This is a genomic window from Rhodanobacter sp. G1 (genome assembly GCF_055397855.1).
Genome location: NZ_AP039674.1, coordinates 2997372 through 3013710, shown reverse-complemented (window position 1 = coordinate 3013710; position 16339 = coordinate 2997372). Strand labels below are relative to the sequence as shown.

The window sequence follows — 16339 nt, the reverse complement described above, 5'->3', positions numbered from 1 at the left end:
CGATTACGCTCCTTCGTCGAACTTGCGGTCGAACAGCTCCACCACGGCATCCAGTGCGGCCTGCTCGTCCGGACCTTCGGCGCGGATGGTCAGCGGCGTGCCGATGCCGGCGGCCAGCATCATCACGCCCATGATGCTCTGCGCGTTGACCTCGCGGCCCTTGCTCAGCAGCAGCACGGTGGACTTGTAGCCCTGCACCAGTTGCACCAGCTTGGCCGAGGCGCGCGCGTGCAGGCCGAGCTTGTTGGAGACGGTGATTTCTTTTTCAAGCATGGTTCAAGCACACAGGATTCATGAGCAGGCCCGGTCGATGAAGATTCCGCCGCGGCCGCCGCTGGCCGCGATCTCGGCCAGTTCGTCCAGCGGTTTTTCGGCGTAGTTGAGCACGCGCAGCAGCATCGGCAGGTTGAGGCCGGAGACGCAGCGCAGGCGCACGCCCAGCGTGCTGAGCGAGAGCCCGATGTTGCAGGGCGTGGCGCCGTAGAGGTCGGCCAGCACCAGCACGCCTTCGCCCTGGTCGAGCGCGCGCGCGTGGCGGGCGGTGAGCGTGCGCATCACGTCGGGGTCGGCCTGCGGCGGCACTTCCACCGCTTCCACCTTGAGCGGCAGCTTGGGCATCACGTGGTGGGCGGCGGAGATCAGCGCCTGGCCGACCGCCTCGTGGGTCATCAGCAGCACGCCCACGCTCATGGTCGTGCTCCTGCCTTGTTCTTGCGTAGTGCCGGCATGACGGTCAGTCCAGCTCGCGGTGGAAGGTGAGCACGCCCTCGCGCGTTTCGCGGTAGTGCGCGGCGAGCTGCTCGACCAGGTACACCGAGCGGTGGCGCCCGCCGGTGCAGCCGATGGCGATGGTGACGTAGCTGCGGTCGTCCTGCTCGAAGCGCGGCAGCCAGGCGTCCAGCCAGCGCGTGGTGTCGGCGAGGTATTCGGTCACCAGCGGCTCGGCCTCGAGGAATTCGCGTACCGGCGCGTCCTTGCCGGAGAGCGGGCGCAGCTTCGGTTGCCAGTGCGGATTGGGCAGGCAGCGCGCGTCGAACACGAAATCCGAGTCCAGCGGCAGCCCGCGCTTGAATGCGAAGGACTGGAACATCAGGGTCATGCCCTCGGTGGCCTGCGCGTAGCCGGTGGCGACCAGCCGCCGCAGCTGGTGCACGTTGAGCTCGCTGGAATCGATCACCTTCTCGGCGATCGCCATCAGCGGGCGCAGCAGGCGGCGTTCCTCGGCGATCGCGCTGGCCAGCGACTTGCCGCGCGTGGCCAGCGGATGCCGGCGGCGGGTTTCCGAGTAGCGCTTGAGCAGCACCGCGTCGCTGCAGTCGAGGAAGATCAGGTGCAACTGCACGCCGGCGGCGGCCAGCGCGGACAAGGCTTCCGGCAGGTGTTCGAGGTCGGCGCCGCGGTTGCGCACGTCCACGCCCACCGCGATGCGCCGGTGGCGGCCGGCGCCGCGCCCCGCCGCTTCCACCAGCTGCGGCAGCAGCGAGGGCGGCAGGTTGTCGACGCAGTAGAAATCCAGATCCTCCAGCGCGCGCAGCGCCACCGTCTTGCCACCGCCGGACATGCCGGTGAGCACGACCAGGTGGGTTTCGTGCGGGTTGGCGAACAGGCTGCTTGGCGTTGACTGGTCGTTCATGGGGTCACCAGGGCGGCAGCCGGCGCAACTGGTGCGCCTGGCGGTCGATGAAGGTCTGCGCGGGGTCGATGCCCTTGCTCTTCAGCGCGTGGCTGCGCACGGCGGCCTCGACCAGCACCGCGATGTTGCGGCCGGGCGCCACCGGGATGGTGATCATCGGCACCTGCACGTCGAATACCTCGCGGTGGCCGATGTCGCCGGTGAGGCGGGTGAGCGCGTCGATGTCCTCGCCGTCGCGCAGCGGCTTGAGGTGGATCACCAGGCGCAGGTACTTGGACGGCTTCACCGACATGTGGCCGAACATCTCGCGCACGTTGAGCACGCCGAGGCCGCGCACTTCCAGCAGATCCTGCAGCAGCTCGGGGCAACTGCCGTCGATCACGTCCGGCGCGATCAGGGTGAACTCGGTGGCGTCGTCGGCCACCAGGCGGTGGCCGCGGCTGATCAGCTCCAGCGCCAGCTCGCTCTTGCCGGAGCCGGCCTCGCCGGTGATCAGCACGCCGATGGAAAACACCTCCAGGAACACGCCGTGCAGGGTGAGCTTGGCCGCCAGCTGGCGCGCGAGGTGGTACTGCAGGAAGGTCAGCAGCTCGTGGCCGCGCTTGGAGCTGACCCACAGCGGGGTGTCGGTCTCCTCGGCCACTTCGCGCAGATCCGGGGGGATCGCCTGATCCTTGGTGACGATCAGCGCCACCGGCCGGGTGGCGGCGATCTTGTGGATCGCCTCCCAGCGCTGGCGCGAGTCCATGGCGTCGAGGAAGTTCAGCTCCTCCGAGCCGATGATCTGGATCTTGTTCGGATAGATGACGTTGAGGTAGCCGATCAGCGAAGGCCGGCGCGCATGCGCGGCGCCCGGTTCGAGCATGCGCGACTCGCCGCGCATGCCGGCGACCCAACGCAGCGCCATGCGCTCGTTGACGCCGTCGAAGAGTTGCCGTGCGGTGAGCCGATCCAAGCTTCGATCCTTTGCATCGCGCGCCGCGCGTGGGTATGCGGCGGGGCAGGCCATTGTGCCAGCTTGGGCGGAGACTTTGCGTGGGGAAGAGGCAGGCCGCCCGCGCCGGGGCGGCCTGCGGAGGGGCGTCAGCCGTACTGGGGCTCCACGCGCGTGGCGCGGTGGTGCTTGTCCACGATCTTCTCGCGGTGGCGCCGCAACTGGTTGACCAGCTTGTCGAACAGCGCGTCGATGGAGGCGTACATGTCGGCTTCGGCGGCCTCGGCGTGCAGGGTGGCGCCGGTGACGCCCAACGTGGCGTCCGCGCGATGTCGCAGCTTGTCCACCGAGAGGATCACGGCGAGGCTGACCAGCTTGTCATCGAGGCGGTGGAGGCGGTCGAGCCTGGACTCGACGTGCTGGCGCAGCGCGGGGGTGACATCGATCTGCTGGCCGCTGAGTTGGAATTGCATGGTACGCCTCCTCTGGGTGGTGCAGGCCGCGTTTCGCGGCGGGATGGGCGCGCGTCGGGCTATCCTGGCGCGCCTTCAGACATCCTTCGCTACAAACATGGGAGCGTTTTTCCGGCAGGCAAGTTCCCCGTTCAGTTCTTGCGCTGGCGTTCGCTGGAACTGGGAATGCGCAGGCCTTCGCGGTACTTGGCCACGGTGCGACGGGCGACCTGGATGCCTTTGCTTTTCAGCTCGGCGGCCAGCGCCTGGTCGGACAGCGGCTTGCGCGGATCCTCCGCGTCGATGAGCTTGCGCAGCATCGCCTGGATGGCGGTGGCCGAGGCGCTGCCGCCGTCCTCGGTGGAGACGCCGCTGGAGAAGAAATACTTCAGCTCGAAGGTGCCGCGCGGCGTGTGCAGGTACTTGCGCGTGGTGACGCGCGAGATCGTGGATTCGTGCATGCCAACCTCCTCGGCCACTTCGCGCAGCACCAGCGGATGCATCGCCTCGGGACCGTAGTCGAGGAAGGCGCTCTGCCGCCGTACGATGGCGCCGGCCACCTTGAGCAGGGTTTCGGCACGCGACTCCAGACTCTTGAGCAGCCAGCGCGCTTCCTGCAGCTGGCCCTTCATCCAGCTGGCGTCGTCGCCGCGGGCGCGGGCGATCAGGTTGCAGTAGTGCTGGTTGAGGCCCAGCCGCGGCTGCGCGTCCGCGTTGAGGCGCACCTGCCAGCGGTTGCCTTCGCGTACCGCATAGACGTCGGGCGCCACGTATTCCACCGGCGTGGCGTCCAGCGCCGCGCCGGGGCGCGGGTCGAGGCTGCGGATCAGCGCGGCGGCGGCGGCCACGTCTTCTTCGTCGGCGCGCAGCTTGCGCGCGAGTTTCGCGATGTCGTTGCGCGCCAGCAGCTCCAGCTCGCTTTCCACGATGGCGAGCGCCAGTTCGCGTTGCGGCGTGCTGTCGTCGAACTGCTGCAGCTGGCTGCGCAGGCAGTCGCGCAGGTCGAGGCTGGCCACGCCCAGCGGATCGAAGCCCTGCAGGCGGTGGCGCACCGCTTCGATCTCGGCGAGGCTGGCGTCGAGGTCGGCCGGCAGCGCGGCGTGCACGGCTTCGATGCCGTCGGCGAGGTAGCCGTCGGCGTTCAGCGCATCGATCATCACCGTGGCGATGGCGGTCTGGCGCGGGTTGAAGCCGGCGAGGTTGAGCTGCCACAGCAGGTGCTGTTGCAGGCTTTCGGGCGCGGCGTTCTGCGGCTCGAATTCCTCGTCGCCGCGCGCGTTGCCGCTGCCGCTGGCGCTGGAGAAGTCGATGGGCGTTTCGACGCTGCCGCCGCCGTCATCGCTCCAGTCGGCGCTGTCGTCGCTGTCCACGCTGGGGTCGGCGGCGGTTTCGGCCGGGCTGGCGGGCGCCTGCACATACTCGGTTTCGGGCGCGGCCTCGTCTTCGGCGGGGGCATCCTCGCTCTCGTCCGCGAATTCCAGCAGCGGATTGCTTTCGGCGATCTGCCGCAACTCCGTCTCCAGCTCCAGCTGCGACAGTTGCAGCAGGCGGATCGCCAGCTGCAGTTGCGGCGTCAGGGTGAGCTGCTGGTGGAGACGGAATTGCAGTGCCGGTTTCATGCTGACCCGAACGATGAACTGATGCTCATCCTACCCCGCGCACGGCGGGTGCGGCCATAGTCATGCGCGACGCCGTGAACGCCGTGTCAAAGCTTGAATTCGCGCCCCAGGTAGACCTCGCGCACCTTCTCGTCGGCGAGGATGTGCGCGGGCGTGCCGCGCGAGAGCACCGCACCGTCGCTGAGGATGTAGGCGCGGTCGCAGATGCCCAGCGTCTCGCGCACGTTGTGGTCGGTGATCAGCACGCCGATGCCGCGTTCCTTGAGGTGGCGCACGATGCGCTGGATCTCGCCCACCGAGATCGGATCGACGCCGGCGAAGGGTTCGTCCAGCAGCATGTAGCGCGGATTGGCGGCCAGCGCGCGGGCGATCTCCACGCGTCGTCGTTCGCCGCCGGAGAGGCTGATGCCTTTCTGCGTGGCGATGTGGGCGATCTTCAGTTCGTCGAGCAGGCTTTCCAGCTCGGCTTCGCGCTGCTGCACGGACAGGCCGTCGCGCAGCTCCAGCACCGCCATGATGTTGTCGGCCACCGAGAGCCGGCGGAACACCGAGGCTTCCTGCGGCAGGTAGCCGATGCCCAGGCGCGCGCGCAGGTGCATCGGCAGGCCGGTGATGTCCTGCTGGTCGAGCTTGATCGTGCCGGCGTCGGCCTCGATCAGGCCCACCACCATGTAGAAGCAGGTGGTCTTGCCGGCGCCGTTGGGGCCGAGCAGGCCCACCACTTCGCCCTCGCGGATGGAGAAGGCGAAGTCGCGCACGACCTGGCGCGCCTTGAAGCTTTTCTGCAGACCCTCGGCGGACAGCATGCTTACTTGCCGCCTGCGGACGCGCTGTGTGCGGGGGTGGCGGCCGGCTGATCCTTTTTGGGCTTGGGCTGGAAGGTCATGTGCACGAAACCGTCGCCGCCGCTGCTGCCGGTCATCTCGCTGGTCTGGGTGTTGTAGGTGAGCCTGTTGCCGTGCGCCTCGCCGCGCCCCATCTGCTTGACCACCGCGTTGCCGGTGAGCACGGCGATGCCGTTGACGTTGTCGTAGTCGAGCTGCGCCGCGTCGCCGGTCATCAGGTTGTCGGCGTCATCCAACTCCTGGATATGTGCGGGCGTGCCGGTGACCTGCATGTGGTCGACGTTCTGGTCGGCGTCGAAATGCACCGTGGCCAGGTCGCCGGTGATCTTCATGGTGCCCTGGGTGATGACCACGTGCCCCCGCAGCTTGACCGTGCTGTTGGGCGCATAGGTGCCATCGAACGAGTCCGCATGCTCGACGTTCATCGGCTGCTGGCGGTCGGATTTCTTCGCCGCCGCCAGCGTGGGCAGCGCCGCCAGCGCAGCCGCAGCAAGCAATCCGGCGACGAACCTGCTACTTGCGCTTGCGCGGCGGGAATGTGGCATGGACATCGTCGAGCAACTCCAGGTGATTGTCGTTGAGGCTGGCACGCATGCCGATCCCGCTCATCTTACTGTCGCCCTGCGTCATCTGCGCCGGCGTGTCGGTCGCCATGCGGTTTTCCCTGGGCCAGACGGTGGCGTCCGACGTCACCAGGTCGGTCGCCGCGGTGTCGGCATAGGGTGGGCGGTGCATGGCCACCGGGCCTTGCAGCTTGATCAGGGTGCCGCTCTTGTCCACCCAGCCGTACAGCGACTGCCCATGCCAGTCCGGCACGCCGGGCTTCTTGGACGCGAGGTCGAACACCGGCGAGTTGATGTACAGCGATTCGTCGCCCTCGCGGCGCTCCAGTTGCGGCGCGTGCATGCGGAAGGCGAGCTGGCCCTGCGGGTTGTACGACCACATCCTGAAATCGAACAGCGTGTAGCCCGAGCGCGGCGGGCCCACGAAATCGTTCTGCTTCGGCGCCGGTCCCATCCACCACAGCAGCAACTGGGCGAGGCCGGCCGCCAGCGCGACCAGCACGATGGCGCTGGCCAGCTTGCGGTCGCGGAACCACAGCCGCAAAGTGGCGATCACTTCCAGCGCTCCCGCTCGGCGTCGCCCTTGCCTTGCGCGTGCAGGATCAGGTCGCAGGCCTCGCGCGCCGCGCCCATGCCGCCGGGCAGTCGGGTCTGCCAGTGTGCGGCCTCGGCCACCCACGGATGCGCGTTGGCCACCGCCACGGCGAGGCCGGCGATGCGCATGGGCGGCAGGTCGGGCAGGTCGTCGCCGACGAAGGAGGCCTGTTCGGGCGCGAGGTTCAGGGCTTCCAGCAGGGTTTCGAGGCAGGCGCGCTTGTCGCCCTGGCCCTGGTAGACGTGGGCGATGCCCAGCTCCTCGGCGCGCAGCGCCACCGGGTGGCTGATGCGCGCGGTGATGATCGCCACCTGCACGCCGTTCGCCTGCAGCCGCTTCAGGCCCAGGCCGTCGTGCACGTGGAACACCTTGGTCTCGCGGCCGTCCTCGCCGTACCAGAGGCGGCCGTCGGTGAGCGTGCCGTCCACGTCGAACGCGGCGACGCGGATTTTTGCGGCGCGGGCGATTACGTCGGGAGGGAGGTTGGCGAGGTAGTCGGTGGTCACGGTGTGCACGGTTGGGCGTAGAGCGAAAGAGCCGGTTTGCCGATTTGTCTGATGTGGCAAGCCATATCAGACCACTCTCGCCCGGAGCAGGTCATGAATGTTGAGCGCGCCGACCACGTGCTGCGCGTCGTCCACCACCAGCAGCGCGTGGATCTGGTGCTTCTCCATCAGCTGCGCCGCCTCGGCCGCCAGCTTGTCGGGGCCGATGGTCTTGGGGCCGCGGGTCATCAGCGCGGCCACGGTGGCGCCGCGCAGGTTCACGTCCTCGTCGTCCAGCGCGCGGCGCAGGTCGCCGTCGGTGAACACGCCGAGCAGGCGTTGTTCCTCGTCCACCACGGCGGTCATGCCGAGGTGCTTGCGGGTCATTTCCACCAGCGCGGCGGTGAGGCTGGCCTCGGGCGGCACGCGCGGCACGTCGTCGCCGGAGTGCATCACGTCGCTGATCCGCAGCAGCAGGCGGCGGCCCAGGCTGCCGGCGGGGTGCGAGCGGGCGAAGTCGTCGGAGGTGAAGCCGCGCGCCTCCAGCAGCGCGATCGCCAGCGCGTCGCCCAGCACCAGCGCGGCAGTGGTGCTGGTGGTGGGCGCCAGGCCCAGCGGGCAGGCCTCGTTGCTGATGCTGCCGTCGATGTGCACGCTGGCCTGGCTGGCCAGCGAGGAAGCCGGCTTGCCGGTGATCGCGATCAGCGGGATGCCCTGGCGCTTGATCATCGGCAGGATGAACAGCAGCTCGTCGGTTTCGCCGGAGTAGGACAGCGCGAGCACCACGTCGTCGGGCTGGATCATGCCGAGGTCGCCGTGGCTGGCCTCGCCGGGGTGCACGAAGAACGCCGGAGTGCCGGTGGAGGCCAGCGTGGCGGCGATCTTGCGCGCCACGTGGCCGGACTTGCCCATGCCGGTGACCACCACGCGGCCGCGGCAGGCCAGGATCAGCCGGCAGGCTTCCACGAACGCGCCGTCGATGCGGGGCTCCAGCTCGGTGATCGCCGCCGCCTCGGTGGCGATCACCGCACGGGCGCTGCACACGATGGCGTCGGGCTGCGGTTCGATGGCGGCGTGCGGGGTGGGGCGTGGGTTCATGTCGGCTCGATGCGGGGCTTGGGCTGCCGGGGCAGGGGCCGCTGTCGTTTCTGCGACAGGGGATTTCCATTACCATGGCATATTCGCATTTTAACGTCACAAGCCAGCGCGATGCCGCGTTGCGCCCCTCTTTTCGTGGAAGCCCGATGGATCCAGCCCGCATCCAGACCCTGATCGAAACCGGCCTGCCCGGCGCGCAGGCCGAGGTCAGCGGCGACGATGGCGTGCACTTCGAGGCCACCGTGGTCGCCAGCCAGTTCGCCGGCAAGCTGCCGCTGGCGCGGCACCGGCTGGTCTACGCCACGCTGGGCGATCTGATGGGCGGCGCGATCCACGCGCTGGCATTGAAGACGCTGACCCCCGAGGAAGCCGCGGCGCGCCGCGGATGATCCCCGCTCTTATTGAAAGTCCGGCAAGGATGCCGGTTCTTCATTTGCGCTCATGGAGGAGCGCACAAGTTTAGGACTGCTCCATGGCCAAGATCCTCATCAACGGCGGCGTGCCGCTCCAGGGCGAGGTGGGCATTTCCGGCGCGAAGAACGCCGTGCTGCCCATCCTCGCCGCCTGCCTGCTGGCCGATGCGCCGGTGAGCATCGGCAACGTGCCGCACCTGCACGACGTCACCACCTTCATCGAGCTGCTCGGCCAGATGGGCGTGCAACTGGTGCTGGACGACCGCATGAAGATCCACGTCGATCCGCGCACCACCAGCACCTGCATCGCGCCCTACGACCTGGTGCGCACCATGCGCGCCTCGATCCTGGTGCTGGGCCCGCTGGTGGCGCGCTTCGGCCAGGCCGAGGTGTCGCTGCCCGGCGGCTGCGCGATCGGCTCGCGCCCGGTCGACCAGCACATCCGCGGCCTGCAGGCGCTGGGCGCCGAGATCAGCGTGGAGAACGGCTACATCAAGGCGCGCGCCAAGCGGCTCAAGGGCGCGCGCATCGTGATGGACATGGTCACCGTCACCGGCACCGAGAACATCCTGATGGCCGCCACGCTGGCCGAAGGCACCACGGTGATCGAGAACGCCGCACAGGAGCCCGAGGTGGTCGACCTCGCGCACTGCCTGATGTCGATGGGCGCGAAGATCGAGGGCGTGGGCACCTCCACCCTGGTGATCCATGGGGTGGAGCGCCTGCACGGCACCGACTACCAGGTGCTGCCCGACCGCATCGAGACCGGCACCTTCCTGGTCGGCGCGGCGATGACCGGCGGCAAGGTGCGCGCCCGCGGCGCCCGCGCCAACACCATGGACGCGGTGCTGGCCAAGCTGGAGGACGCCGGCGCGCACATCTCCAATGGCGAGGACTGGATCGAACTCGATATGGGCGGGCGCCGACCGAAGGCGGTCAACATCACCACCGCGCCGTACCCCGCGTTCCCCACCGACATGCAGGCCCAGTTCACCGCGCTCAACTGCGTGGCCGAGGGCACCGGCATCATCACCGAGACGGTGTTCGAGAACCGCTTCATGCACGCCCACGAGCTGCAGCGCCTCGGCGCCGACATCCAGCTCGAAGGCAACACCGCCGTCATCAAGGGTGTTGACCAGATGAGCGGCGCGCCGATCATGGCCACCGACCTGCGCGCCTCCGCCTGCCTGGTGCTGGCCGGCCTGGTGGCGCAGGGCGACACCGTGGTCGACCGCGTGTACCACATCGACCGCGGCTACGAGAACATCGAGGAAAAGCTCGGCGTGCTCGGCGCGCGGATCCGGCGGCTGCCGAACTGAGGCTACGCTGCGCAGCGTAGGACGAAGCGTGGCGTACCACTGGCGCCTGAAGGACATTCCGGAATTGCGCGGTTTGCCCGAATCGCGTCGGCGCCGGGCGTGGAGCGAGGCGGTATCGCGCAGCGCCACGCCCCGAGCCATGCTGCTGTCGATCATGGCGGTCTTCGTCGCGGCGCTGGCAAGCGGAGGCATGAGCCTGTGGTTGTTGCCGGCGTTGTCGCCGCTTTGGTCGGCCGTGCCTGCCGTTGGATTGGCGAGCCTCGCTTGCGACGCCCTGGTCAGGGCTCCTGCCGCGCGCCGCTGGCTGCGCGAGCACGCAGCCGAACTGGATCGCTGCGCGCCGGGCTGACGTTTACGGCTGCGAATAGCTCACCAGCTCCAGCGTGAGGTCGCCGCCGTCCTTCTGCGCGATCTTGACCGGCACGGGGTATTTCGCCGGCACGTACCACGCGTTGAAGGCGCGATCCTTGTCGGTGCGATCCACGCGCACGGCATCGAACGAGCCGGCGGGGACGCTGATCTTCTCGCTGGCGGCCACCTTGAAGGTTTGCATTTCCACGGCCTGCCTGCCGCCGACGGGGAATTTGGCGCTCTTCGCGCCGTCGCGCAGCGCGACGCCCAGTGCCAGCGGCAAGGTGTTGCGCTCCACCATGCCGGGCTGCATGGGGTAGCTGTGGCGCTTGCCGTTGTCGTTCACCTGCACGGTGGTGCCCTGCACGACGAGTTCGCGCTTCTTCGGCCTGAACGCGGAAGCGAAGGCGTAGGTGTACGACACCGCCTGCGGCGTGTGGCCGACCCAGAGGAAACGCGAGTCTTCCGACGTGCTGGCGCCCAATGCGGCGGCCAGGCCGGCATTGCCGACGACCTTGTCGGTGTATTCGAACAGCCCGCCGCCGACCGGCTTCAGCATGAGCGTGGCGTCGCCCATCGGCTGGCCGCCCTGCAGCACGTGGTAGGTGGCGGTGAAGGACTGCGGCACGTCCGCGGCGAAGGCCGTGGTGGCGGGCAGGGCGAGGGCCATGGCAAGGCCGGCGCGGAGGAAGGAGGTCGTCTTCATGCCGCCGACTATAGGGCGCATGCCTGAATGCCGCGCGACCCCGGGTTTCTACGACAGTTGTTCCAGCGAAAGGGGGGCCGCGACCGGCTGGCCGTCGAACACCGCCCGGCCGTGCCAGCGCAGGCGGCCCTTGGCGATGGCGCCGACCACGGCGGGCAGCAGCCGGTGCTCTTCCGCCAGCAGGCGCTCCGCCAGCGTTTCCTCGTTGTCGGCGGCGCCGACCGGGATGCGCGCCTGCGCCACCACCGGGCCGCCGTCCAGCTCGGCGGTGACGTAGTGGACGCTGGCACCATGTTCGGCGTCGCCGGCTTCGAGGCAGCGGCGATGGGTGTGCAGGCCGGGGTACTTCGGCAGCAACGAGGGATGGATGTTGATGGCGCGGCCTTCCCATTCGGCCACCACGGCGCCATCGATCACGCGCATGAAGCCGGCCAGCACCAGCAGTTCCGCGCCGCTGGCGGCGATCCGCGCGAACAGCTCGCGGTCGAAGCTGGCCCGATCCGGGTAGCTCTTCGGGTTCAGGGCCAGCGTGGGAATGCCCGTCGCCTCGGCCAGCCGCAGCGCGCCGGCGGAAGCCTTGTCGCTGGCCACCAGCACGAACTTCACCGGCAGCGTGCCGGCGTCGCGCGCGGCGATCAGCGCGGCGAGGTTGCTGCCGCGGCCGGAGGCGAGCACGGCGATGCGCAAGGGAGAGTTCATGGGCGAGGCAGTTGGCTCGTCATTCCGGCGAAAGCCGGAATCCAGTGAAATAGGTTGTGCAAAGCACGCGAAACAGGCGTTGTGTGCTTTGCACGAGTTCGTTGACTGGATTCCGGCTTTCGCCGGAATGACATTGTCGCAAGTGGTAGGTGGTGGTCGATCTGGCTGGCATCAGCCGATCTGCACGCGCTCGTCGCCCGTGGCCTTCACCACTTCGCCGATCACGCGGCTGGCGAGGCCGTGCTTCGCCAGCAGGGCCGAAGCCGCAGCCACCGCGTCGGGGGGCAGGATCACGGTGAAGCCCACGCCGCAGTTGAAGGTGCGCCACATTTCCTCGCGCGCCACCTTGCCTTCGCGCTGCAGCCAGTCGAACACCGGAGGCAGCTCGATGCTGGCGGCGTCCAGCGCGAGGCCGAGGCCGTCGGGCACCACGCGGATGATGTTTTCCTTGAGGCCGCCGCCGGTGATGTGGGCCATGCCGTGGATGGCCTGTGCCTGCGTGTGCAGCAGTTCCAGCATGGGCTTCACGTAGATCACGGTAGGCGCCATCAGCGCGTCGACCAGCTTCGCGCCGCCCAGGTCGAGGTCGAGCGGGCGGCCCGCGCGCTCCACGATCCTGCGGATCAGCGAGTAGCCGTTGGAGTGCGGGCCGCTGGAGGCCACGCCCAGCACCACGTTGCCGGCCACGATGGCGTCGCCGGAGAGCAGCTCGGCCTTCTCCACCGCGCCCACGGTGAAGCCGGCGAGGTCGTATTCGCCCGGCGGGTACATGTCGGGCATCTCGGCGGTTTCCCCGCCGATCAGCGCGCAGCCGGCCAGTTCGCAGCCCCTGGCGATGCCGCCGACTACGGCCGCGGCGGTATCCACGTCCAGCTTGCCGGTGGCGAAGTAGTCGAGGAAGAACAGCGGCTCGGCGCCCTGCACCAGCACGTCGTTGACGCACATGCCCACCAGGTCGATGCCGATGGTGTCGTGGCGGCCCAGTTCCTGCGCCAGCTTCAGCTTGGTGCCCACGCCGTCGGTGCCGGAGACCAGCACCGGCTCCCGGTACTTGCCGCCCAGGTTGAACAGGCCGCCGAAGCCGCCCAGCCCGCCCATCACCTCGGGGCGGCTGGTGCGCTTGACCAGCGGCTTGATGCGTTCGACCAGGGCATTGCCGGCGTCGATGTCGACGCCGGCGGCGCGGTAGGTGAGGGCGTCGGACATGGCGGCAACCGGCGTGGGAAACGGGCGATTCTACCGCATGCCGGCCATCCGCATGCTGTTCCGTGGCCTGCGCCATGGACGCCGCGGGGGCGATTGGGCAGACTTCCATCGTATTCCCGCCAAGTGTCCCGCCGATGCGCCTGTCCATCCTGCGTCTGCTGCGCCCGTTCTCCTTCGTCCTGCTGCTGGGGCTGGCCGTGTCGCACCCGCTGCATGCGCAGGCCGCCTCGCCGTATTCGGTGACGGTGCCGGTCACCGACACCAGCGATGCCCAGCGCGGCGACGCCTTCGCCAGCGCGCTCAGCCAGGTGCTGGCGCGGGTGGCCGGCGGGCAGGATCTGCGCGGCATGACGGGTTACGACGATGCGCTGAAGAATGCCGCCGCGCTGGTGCTGCATTTCCAGTACGCGCGCGCCGCCGGCGGCCTGAGCCTGGCGGTGGATTTCGAGCCGGGTGCGGTGCGCCACCTGGTGAACCAGCTCGGCGTGGCGGGCAGCGTGGGCGGCAAGCCGCCGGTGCTGCTGATGGTGCGCGGCAGCGACGGGCAACTGCTGGACAAGGATGCGCTGGCCAGCCTCGCCGGTGCCGCCGCCGCGCGCGGCTACGACGTGGCCTACGTCGATCCCGCGAACGCGCCCGACCCCGCCAAGGTGGATGCGGCCGATCCCGACACGTTGGCGGCGATCAACCAGCAATACCACACCGGCCTGGTGCTGCTGGGCACCCTGCACGGTGGCAGCGCCGACTGGACGCTGGTGTCCGGCGGCAAGGCGCAGCGCTGGAGCGACAAGGCGGCCACCGAGGATGCGCTGATGGCCAACGCAGGCAACGGCGTGGTCGACCGCATCGGGCAGCAGCTCAACGTGATCGGCTCCACCGTCAACGACGAGAAGCTGTGGGTGAGCGGCCTCGCCAGCGCGATGGACTACGCCAGCCTGCTCAACCTGCTGCGCAGCGACCCCTCGGTACGCAGCGTGGCCACGCTGGGCGCGGACGACGACGGCATGCTGTTCGAGGTGAAGTCGGCGATGCCGGCCGATGCGCTGGCCGCCAACCTCGCGGCCAGCGGGCGGGTGATCCGCGGCGCGGCGCATCCGGACACGGACGCCAGCCTGAATTGGCTGCACTGAGGCCTATGCGAGTCCCTCGCAAAACCCAGCGCAGCCATGTGCGGTCATCCGCGAATCCCTCGCAACCCCCCGCGCATCCGTGTGCGGACTCTTCAAGAGAGCTGGCTTTCCACAGGCAGTCGATATGCTGACCCACGAGAACCATCGCCGCTGGCAGATGCTGGCGATCGTCGCGGTCATCGCCTTCCTGCTGTGGCGGCTGGCGCCGATGCTGATGCCCTTCGTGGTGGCGGCGATGCTGGCCTACCTCGGCGACCCGCTGGCCGACCGGCTGGAACGCCTGCGCATGAGCCGCACGCTGGCGGTGAGCATCGTGTTCCTGGTGCTGACCCTGCTGCTGGGCGGCGCCCTGCTGCTGCTGATCCCGCTGATCTCGCACCAGGTCGAGAACCTGATCCAGAACGTGCCGCGCTACGTGGACTGGGCCGAACACACCGCGTGGCCGTGGCTGCAGGCGAAGCTGCACCTCGACCCGCGCACCTTCGACAGCGACCGGCTGATCGCCACGATCAAGGAGCATATCGGCTCGGTGGGCGGCATCGCCGGCCAGGTGCTGGGCAAGGTGTCGCGCTCCGGCCTGGGCTTCGTGCTGTGGCTCACCAACCTGGTGCTGATCCCGGTGGTGGCGTTCTACCTGCTGCGCGACTGGGATCGGCTGGTGGCGGCCATCGATCGCCTGCTGCCGCGCTCGATCCAGCCCACCGTCGCCCACCTCGCGCGTGAGTCGGACGTCGTGCTCGGCGCCTTCGTGCGCGGCCAGTTGCTGGTGATGCTGGCGCTGGGCGTGTACTACGGCGCGGCCCTGTCGCTGGTGGCGGGGCTGTCGGTGGGCGTGCTGATCGGCATGGTGGCGGGCCTGCTCAGCTTCGTGCCGTACCTGGGTTTCATCACCGGCTTCGGCGCCGCGTTGATCGCCGCGCTGGTGCAGTACGGCGACTGGAAGCATGTGCTGATCGTCTGCGGCGTGTTCGTGGTGGGCCAACTGCTGGAAGGCTACGTGCTGGTGCCCAAGCTGGTGGGCGAGAAGATCGGCCTGCACCCGGTGGCGGTGATCTTCGCGGTGCTGGCCGGCGGCGAGCTGTTCGGCTTCCTCGGCGTGCTGCTGGCGCTGCCGGCCGCCTCGGTGGTGATGGTGCTGCTGCGCTACCTGATGGAGCGCTACCGCCACAGCGAGCTGTACACCGAGGAGGGCGAGGCCGATCCCGCCATTCCCGAGGAGGTCGTCGAGGTGGATGTCGCGGTGACCACCCACGCCGGCACGGCGGAAACCGTAACGGTGGTCGAAGCGTCGCCCGTCGAGCCGCCCGCCCAGCCATGATCCCGCAGCTGCCGCTCGCCCTGCGCTGGCCGCGCCGCCAGCGTTTCGAACATTTCCACGCCGGCGCCAACGCCGCCGCGCTGGCCGCGGTCGAGGCGCTGGCGCGCGAACCCGGCGCGCCGTGGCTGTACCTGCACGGCCCCGCGGGCAGCGGCAAGAGCCACCTGCTGATGGCCGCCTGCCAAGCCGCCGGCGAAGCCGGCCGCGGCGTGCAATACCTGCCGCTGGCGCGGGTTGCCGACCGCGCCGCCGCGATCCGCGGCGTGGCTGGCGGTGCCCTGCTGGCGCTGGACGGCCTGGACGCCATCGCCGGTGAGCGCGAGTCCGAACATGCGTTGTTCGACCTCTACAACCGCGCAAAAGCGGAGGGCGCGGCGCTGCTGTTCGCTGCCGAGGCTGCGCCCGCGCAACTGGGCCTCGGCCTGCCCGACCTGCGCTCGCGCCTCGGCGCCTGCACCCAGTTCGCGCTGAGGCCGCTGGACGACGACGAGCGCCGCGAGGTGCTCAAGGCGCAGGCCGGCCTGCGCGGCATCGAGCTGGACGAAGGCGTGCTGGACTGGCTGTTCGCCCGCCACACGCGCGATCTCGGCGCGTTGCTCGACCTGCTGGATCGGCTCGACCAGGCTTCGCTGGCGGCGCAGCGGCGGGTGACCATCCCGTTCCTGCGCGGGCTGTTGAAATAGCCGGGCAGGCCAATCGAAGAGACGGTGGATTTTCCATGCCCGACATCCAGTTCAGCAGCGACGAAAAAGAAGTCATCGTGCGCAGGATCAAGCTCTACTTCGCCGAAGAGCTGAAGCAGGAAATCGGCCGCTTCGACGCCGAATTCCTGCTGGACTTCTTCGCCGGGGAAATCGGCGCGTATTTCTACAACCGCGGCCTGTACGACGCCCAGGCCATCCTTTCCAACAAGATGGACGAACTGGGCGAGGCGATCTACCAGTTGGAGCGGCCGACCGAATTCCGCCGGTGA

General features: G+C 69.1%; 21 protein-coding genes. 7 read left to right on the top strand and 14 right to left on the bottom strand.

Translation table 11 applies throughout. The features are described from left to right. Window positions 1-3: 3 nt before the first annotated feature. From ACZ5Z2_RS13470 to ACZ5Z2_RS13420, 11 genes are all read right to left on the bottom strand, one after another. Window positions 4-273: an HPr family phosphocarrier protein gene (locus ACZ5Z2_RS13470; RefSeq protein WP_464759104.1), complete on the bottom strand. Its 270-nt coding sequence runs from the start codon at window positions 271-273 to the stop codon at window positions 4-6. Between the two features lie 18 nt (window positions 274-291). Further along, entirely contained in the window at window positions 292-690 is a 399-nt protein-coding gene (locus tag ACZ5Z2_RS13465; RefSeq protein WP_464759103.1) for a PTS sugar transporter subunit IIA, read from the bottom strand. A gap of 43 nt (window positions 691-733) precedes the next feature. Continuing rightward, window positions 734-1633, bottom strand: coding sequence for an RNase adapter RapZ (gene rapZ, locus ACZ5Z2_RS13460; protein WP_464759102.1), 900 nt, complete (start codon window positions 1631-1633; stop codon window positions 734-736). Between the two features lie 4 nt (window positions 1634-1637). Further along, window positions 1638-2588: an HPr(Ser) kinase/phosphatase gene (hprK, locus tag ACZ5Z2_RS13455; protein ID WP_464759101.1), complete on the bottom strand. Its 951-nt coding sequence runs from the start codon at window positions 2586-2588 to the stop codon at window positions 1638-1640. 128 nt (window positions 2589-2716) lie between these two features. Beyond that, entirely contained in the window at window positions 2717-3040 is a 324-nt protein-coding gene (hpf, locus tag ACZ5Z2_RS13450) for a ribosome hibernation-promoting factor, HPF/YfiA family (protein WP_464759100.1), read from the bottom strand. A 131-nt stretch (window positions 3041-3171) separates the two neighbouring features. After that, window positions 3172-4638 (bottom strand): RNA polymerase factor sigma-54, encoded by a 1467-nt coding sequence (locus tag ACZ5Z2_RS13445; protein ID WP_464759099.1) that lies wholly within the window; start codon window positions 4636-4638, stop codon window positions 3172-3174. A gap of 86 nt (window positions 4639-4724) precedes the next feature. Then, a complete protein-coding gene (gene lptB / locus ACZ5Z2_RS13440) occupies window positions 4725-5444 on the bottom strand; it encodes an LPS export ABC transporter ATP-binding protein (protein WP_464759098.1) in 720 nt (239 codons plus the stop codon). Window positions 5445-5446: 2 nt separating this feature from the next. Further along, window positions 5447-5980: a lipopolysaccharide transport periplasmic protein LptA gene (lptA, locus tag ACZ5Z2_RS13435; protein ID WP_464759097.1), complete on the bottom strand. Its 534-nt coding sequence runs from the start codon at window positions 5978-5980 to the stop codon at window positions 5447-5449. 16 nt (window positions 5981-5996) lie between these two features. Continuing rightward, a complete protein-coding gene (gene lptC / locus ACZ5Z2_RS13430) occupies window positions 5997-6602 on the bottom strand; it encodes an LPS export ABC transporter periplasmic protein LptC (RefSeq protein WP_464759096.1) in 606 nt (201 codons plus the stop codon). Continuing rightward, window positions 6599-7147 carry a KdsC family phosphatase gene (locus tag ACZ5Z2_RS13425; protein WP_464759095.1) on the bottom strand — a complete coding sequence of 183 codons (549 nt, stop codon included), beginning with the start codon at window positions 7145-7147 and terminating at the stop codon, window positions 6599-6601. The genes lptC and ACZ5Z2_RS13425 overlap by 4 nt, the downstream gene beginning before the upstream one ends. Window positions 7148-7213: 66 nt before the next feature. Beyond that, complete coding sequence (locus ACZ5Z2_RS13420; protein ID WP_464759094.1) at window positions 7214-8224, bottom strand: KpsF/GutQ family sugar-phosphate isomerase; 1011 nt, start codon at window positions 8222-8224, stop codon at window positions 7214-7216. 146 nt (window positions 8225-8370) lie between these two features. Here ACZ5Z2_RS13420 and ACZ5Z2_RS13415 point away from each other — a divergent pair, with 146 nt between their 5' ends. From ACZ5Z2_RS13415 to ACZ5Z2_RS13405, 3 genes are all read left to right on the top strand, one after another. Further along, window positions 8371-8613, top strand: a complete 243-nt coding sequence (locus ACZ5Z2_RS13415; protein WP_464759093.1) for a BolA family protein — start codon at window positions 8371-8373, stop codon at window positions 8611-8613. Between the two features lie 83 nt (window positions 8614-8696). After that, complete coding sequence (gene murA, locus ACZ5Z2_RS13410; protein ID WP_464759092.1) at window positions 8697-9956, top strand: UDP-N-acetylglucosamine 1-carboxyvinyltransferase; 1260 nt, start codon at window positions 8697-8699, stop codon at window positions 9954-9956. Between the two features lie 28 nt (window positions 9957-9984). Continuing rightward, a complete protein-coding gene (locus tag ACZ5Z2_RS13405; protein WP_464759091.1) occupies window positions 9985-10305 on the top strand; it encodes a hypothetical protein in 321 nt (106 codons plus the stop codon). A gap of 3 nt (window positions 10306-10308) precedes the next feature. Here the strand turns inward: ACZ5Z2_RS13405 and ACZ5Z2_RS13400 are convergent, their stop codons facing one another. From ACZ5Z2_RS13400 to purM, 3 genes are all read right to left on the bottom strand, one after another. After that, entirely contained in the window at window positions 10309-11034 is a 726-nt protein-coding gene (locus tag ACZ5Z2_RS13400) for a DUF3108 domain-containing protein (RefSeq protein ID WP_464759090.1), read from the bottom strand. 27 nt (window positions 11035-11061) lie between these two features. Continuing rightward, window positions 11062-11712: a phosphoribosylglycinamide formyltransferase gene (gene purN / locus ACZ5Z2_RS13395; protein ID WP_464759089.1), complete on the bottom strand. Its 651-nt coding sequence runs from the start codon at window positions 11710-11712 to the stop codon at window positions 11062-11064. A gap of 171 nt (window positions 11713-11883) precedes the next feature. Further along, window positions 11884-12918 (bottom strand): phosphoribosylformylglycinamidine cyclo-ligase, encoded by a 1035-nt coding sequence (gene purM / locus ACZ5Z2_RS13390; protein ID WP_464759088.1) that lies wholly within the window; start codon window positions 12916-12918, stop codon window positions 11884-11886. A gap of 134 nt (window positions 12919-13052) precedes the next feature. On the opposite strand from purM, the gene ACZ5Z2_RS13385 reads away from it, so the two are divergent. The 4 genes from ACZ5Z2_RS13385 to ACZ5Z2_RS13370 all read left to right on the top strand — a co-directional run bounded on the left by ACZ5Z2_RS13385 (window position 13053) and on the right by ACZ5Z2_RS13370 (window position 16339). Further along, the gene (locus ACZ5Z2_RS13385; protein ID WP_464759087.1) at window positions 13053-14048 is read left to right on the top strand and encodes a DUF2066 domain-containing protein; all 996 of its coding nucleotides are present in this window, start codon (window positions 13053-13055) and stop codon (window positions 14046-14048) included. Window positions 14049-14172: 124 nt separating this feature from the next. After that, entirely contained in the window at window positions 14173-15366 is a 1194-nt protein-coding gene (locus tag ACZ5Z2_RS13380) for an AI-2E family transporter (RefSeq protein ID WP_464759086.1), read from the top strand. Continuing rightward, window positions 15363-16049: a DnaA regulatory inactivator Hda gene (gene hda / locus ACZ5Z2_RS13375; RefSeq protein ID WP_464759085.1), complete on the top strand. Its 687-nt coding sequence runs from the start codon at window positions 15363-15365 to the stop codon at window positions 16047-16049. Before ACZ5Z2_RS13380 ends, hda begins: the two co-directional genes overlap by 4 nt. Window positions 16050-16084: 35 nt before the next feature. After that, a complete protein-coding gene (locus tag ACZ5Z2_RS13370; RefSeq protein WP_464759084.1) occupies window positions 16085-16339 on the top strand; it encodes a DUF2164 domain-containing protein in 255 nt (84 codons plus the stop codon).

Coding starts and splice junctions, on each gene's coding strand:
- purM (WP_464759088.1), bottom strand. CDS start 12,918: ATGTCCGACGCCCTCACCTACCGCGCCGCCGGCGTCGACATCGACGCC.
- murA (WP_464759092.1), top strand. CDS start 8,697: ATGGCCAAGATCCTCATCAACGGCGGCGTGCCGCTCCAGGGCGAGGTG.
- ACZ5Z2_RS13420 (WP_464759094.1), bottom strand. CDS start 8,224: ATGAACCCACGCCCCACCCCGCACGCCGCCATCGAACCGCAGCCCGAC.
- ACZ5Z2_RS13385 (WP_464759087.1), top strand. CDS start 13,053: ATGCGCCTGTCCATCCTGCGTCTGCTGCGCCCGTTCTCCTTCGTCCTG.
- hpf (WP_464759100.1), bottom strand. CDS start 3,040: ATGCAATTCCAACTCAGCGGCCAGCAGATCGATGTCACCCCCGCGCTG.
- hda (WP_464759085.1), top strand. CDS start 15,363: ATGATCCCGCAGCTGCCGCTCGCCCTGCGCTGGCCGCGCCGCCAGCGT.
- ACZ5Z2_RS13380 (WP_464759086.1), top strand. CDS start 14,173: ATGCTGACCCACGAGAACCATCGCCGCTGGCAGATGCTGGCGATCGTC.
- purN (WP_464759089.1), bottom strand. CDS start 11,712: ATGAACTCTCCCTTGCGCATCGCCGTGCTCGCCTCCGGCCGCGGCAGC.
- ACZ5Z2_RS13465 (WP_464759103.1), bottom strand. CDS start 690: ATGAGCGTGGGCGTGCTGCTGATGACCCACGAGGCGGTCGGCCAGGCG.
- ACZ5Z2_RS13415 (WP_464759093.1), top strand. CDS start 8,371: ATGGATCCAGCCCGCATCCAGACCCTGATCGAAACCGGCCTGCCCGGC.
- ACZ5Z2_RS13370 (WP_464759084.1), top strand. CDS start 16,085: ATGCCCGACATCCAGTTCAGCAGCGACGAAAAAGAAGTCATCGTGCGC.
- rapZ (WP_464759102.1), bottom strand. CDS start 1,633: ATGAACGACCAGTCAACGCCAAGCAGCCTGTTCGCCAACCCGCACGAA.
- lptB (WP_464759098.1), bottom strand. CDS start 5,444: ATGCTGTCCGCCGAGGGTCTGCAGAAAAGCTTCAAGGCGCGCCAGGTC.
- ACZ5Z2_RS13470 (WP_464759104.1), bottom strand. CDS start 273: ATGCTTGAAAAAGAAATCACCGTCTCCAACAAGCTCGGCCTGCACGCG.
- ACZ5Z2_RS13400 (WP_464759090.1), bottom strand. CDS start 11,034: ATGCGCCCTATAGTCGGCGGCATGAAGACGACCTCCTTCCTCCGCGCC.
- ACZ5Z2_RS13445 (WP_464759099.1), bottom strand. CDS start 4,638: ATGAAACCGGCACTGCAATTCCGTCTCCACCAGCAGCTCACCCTGACG.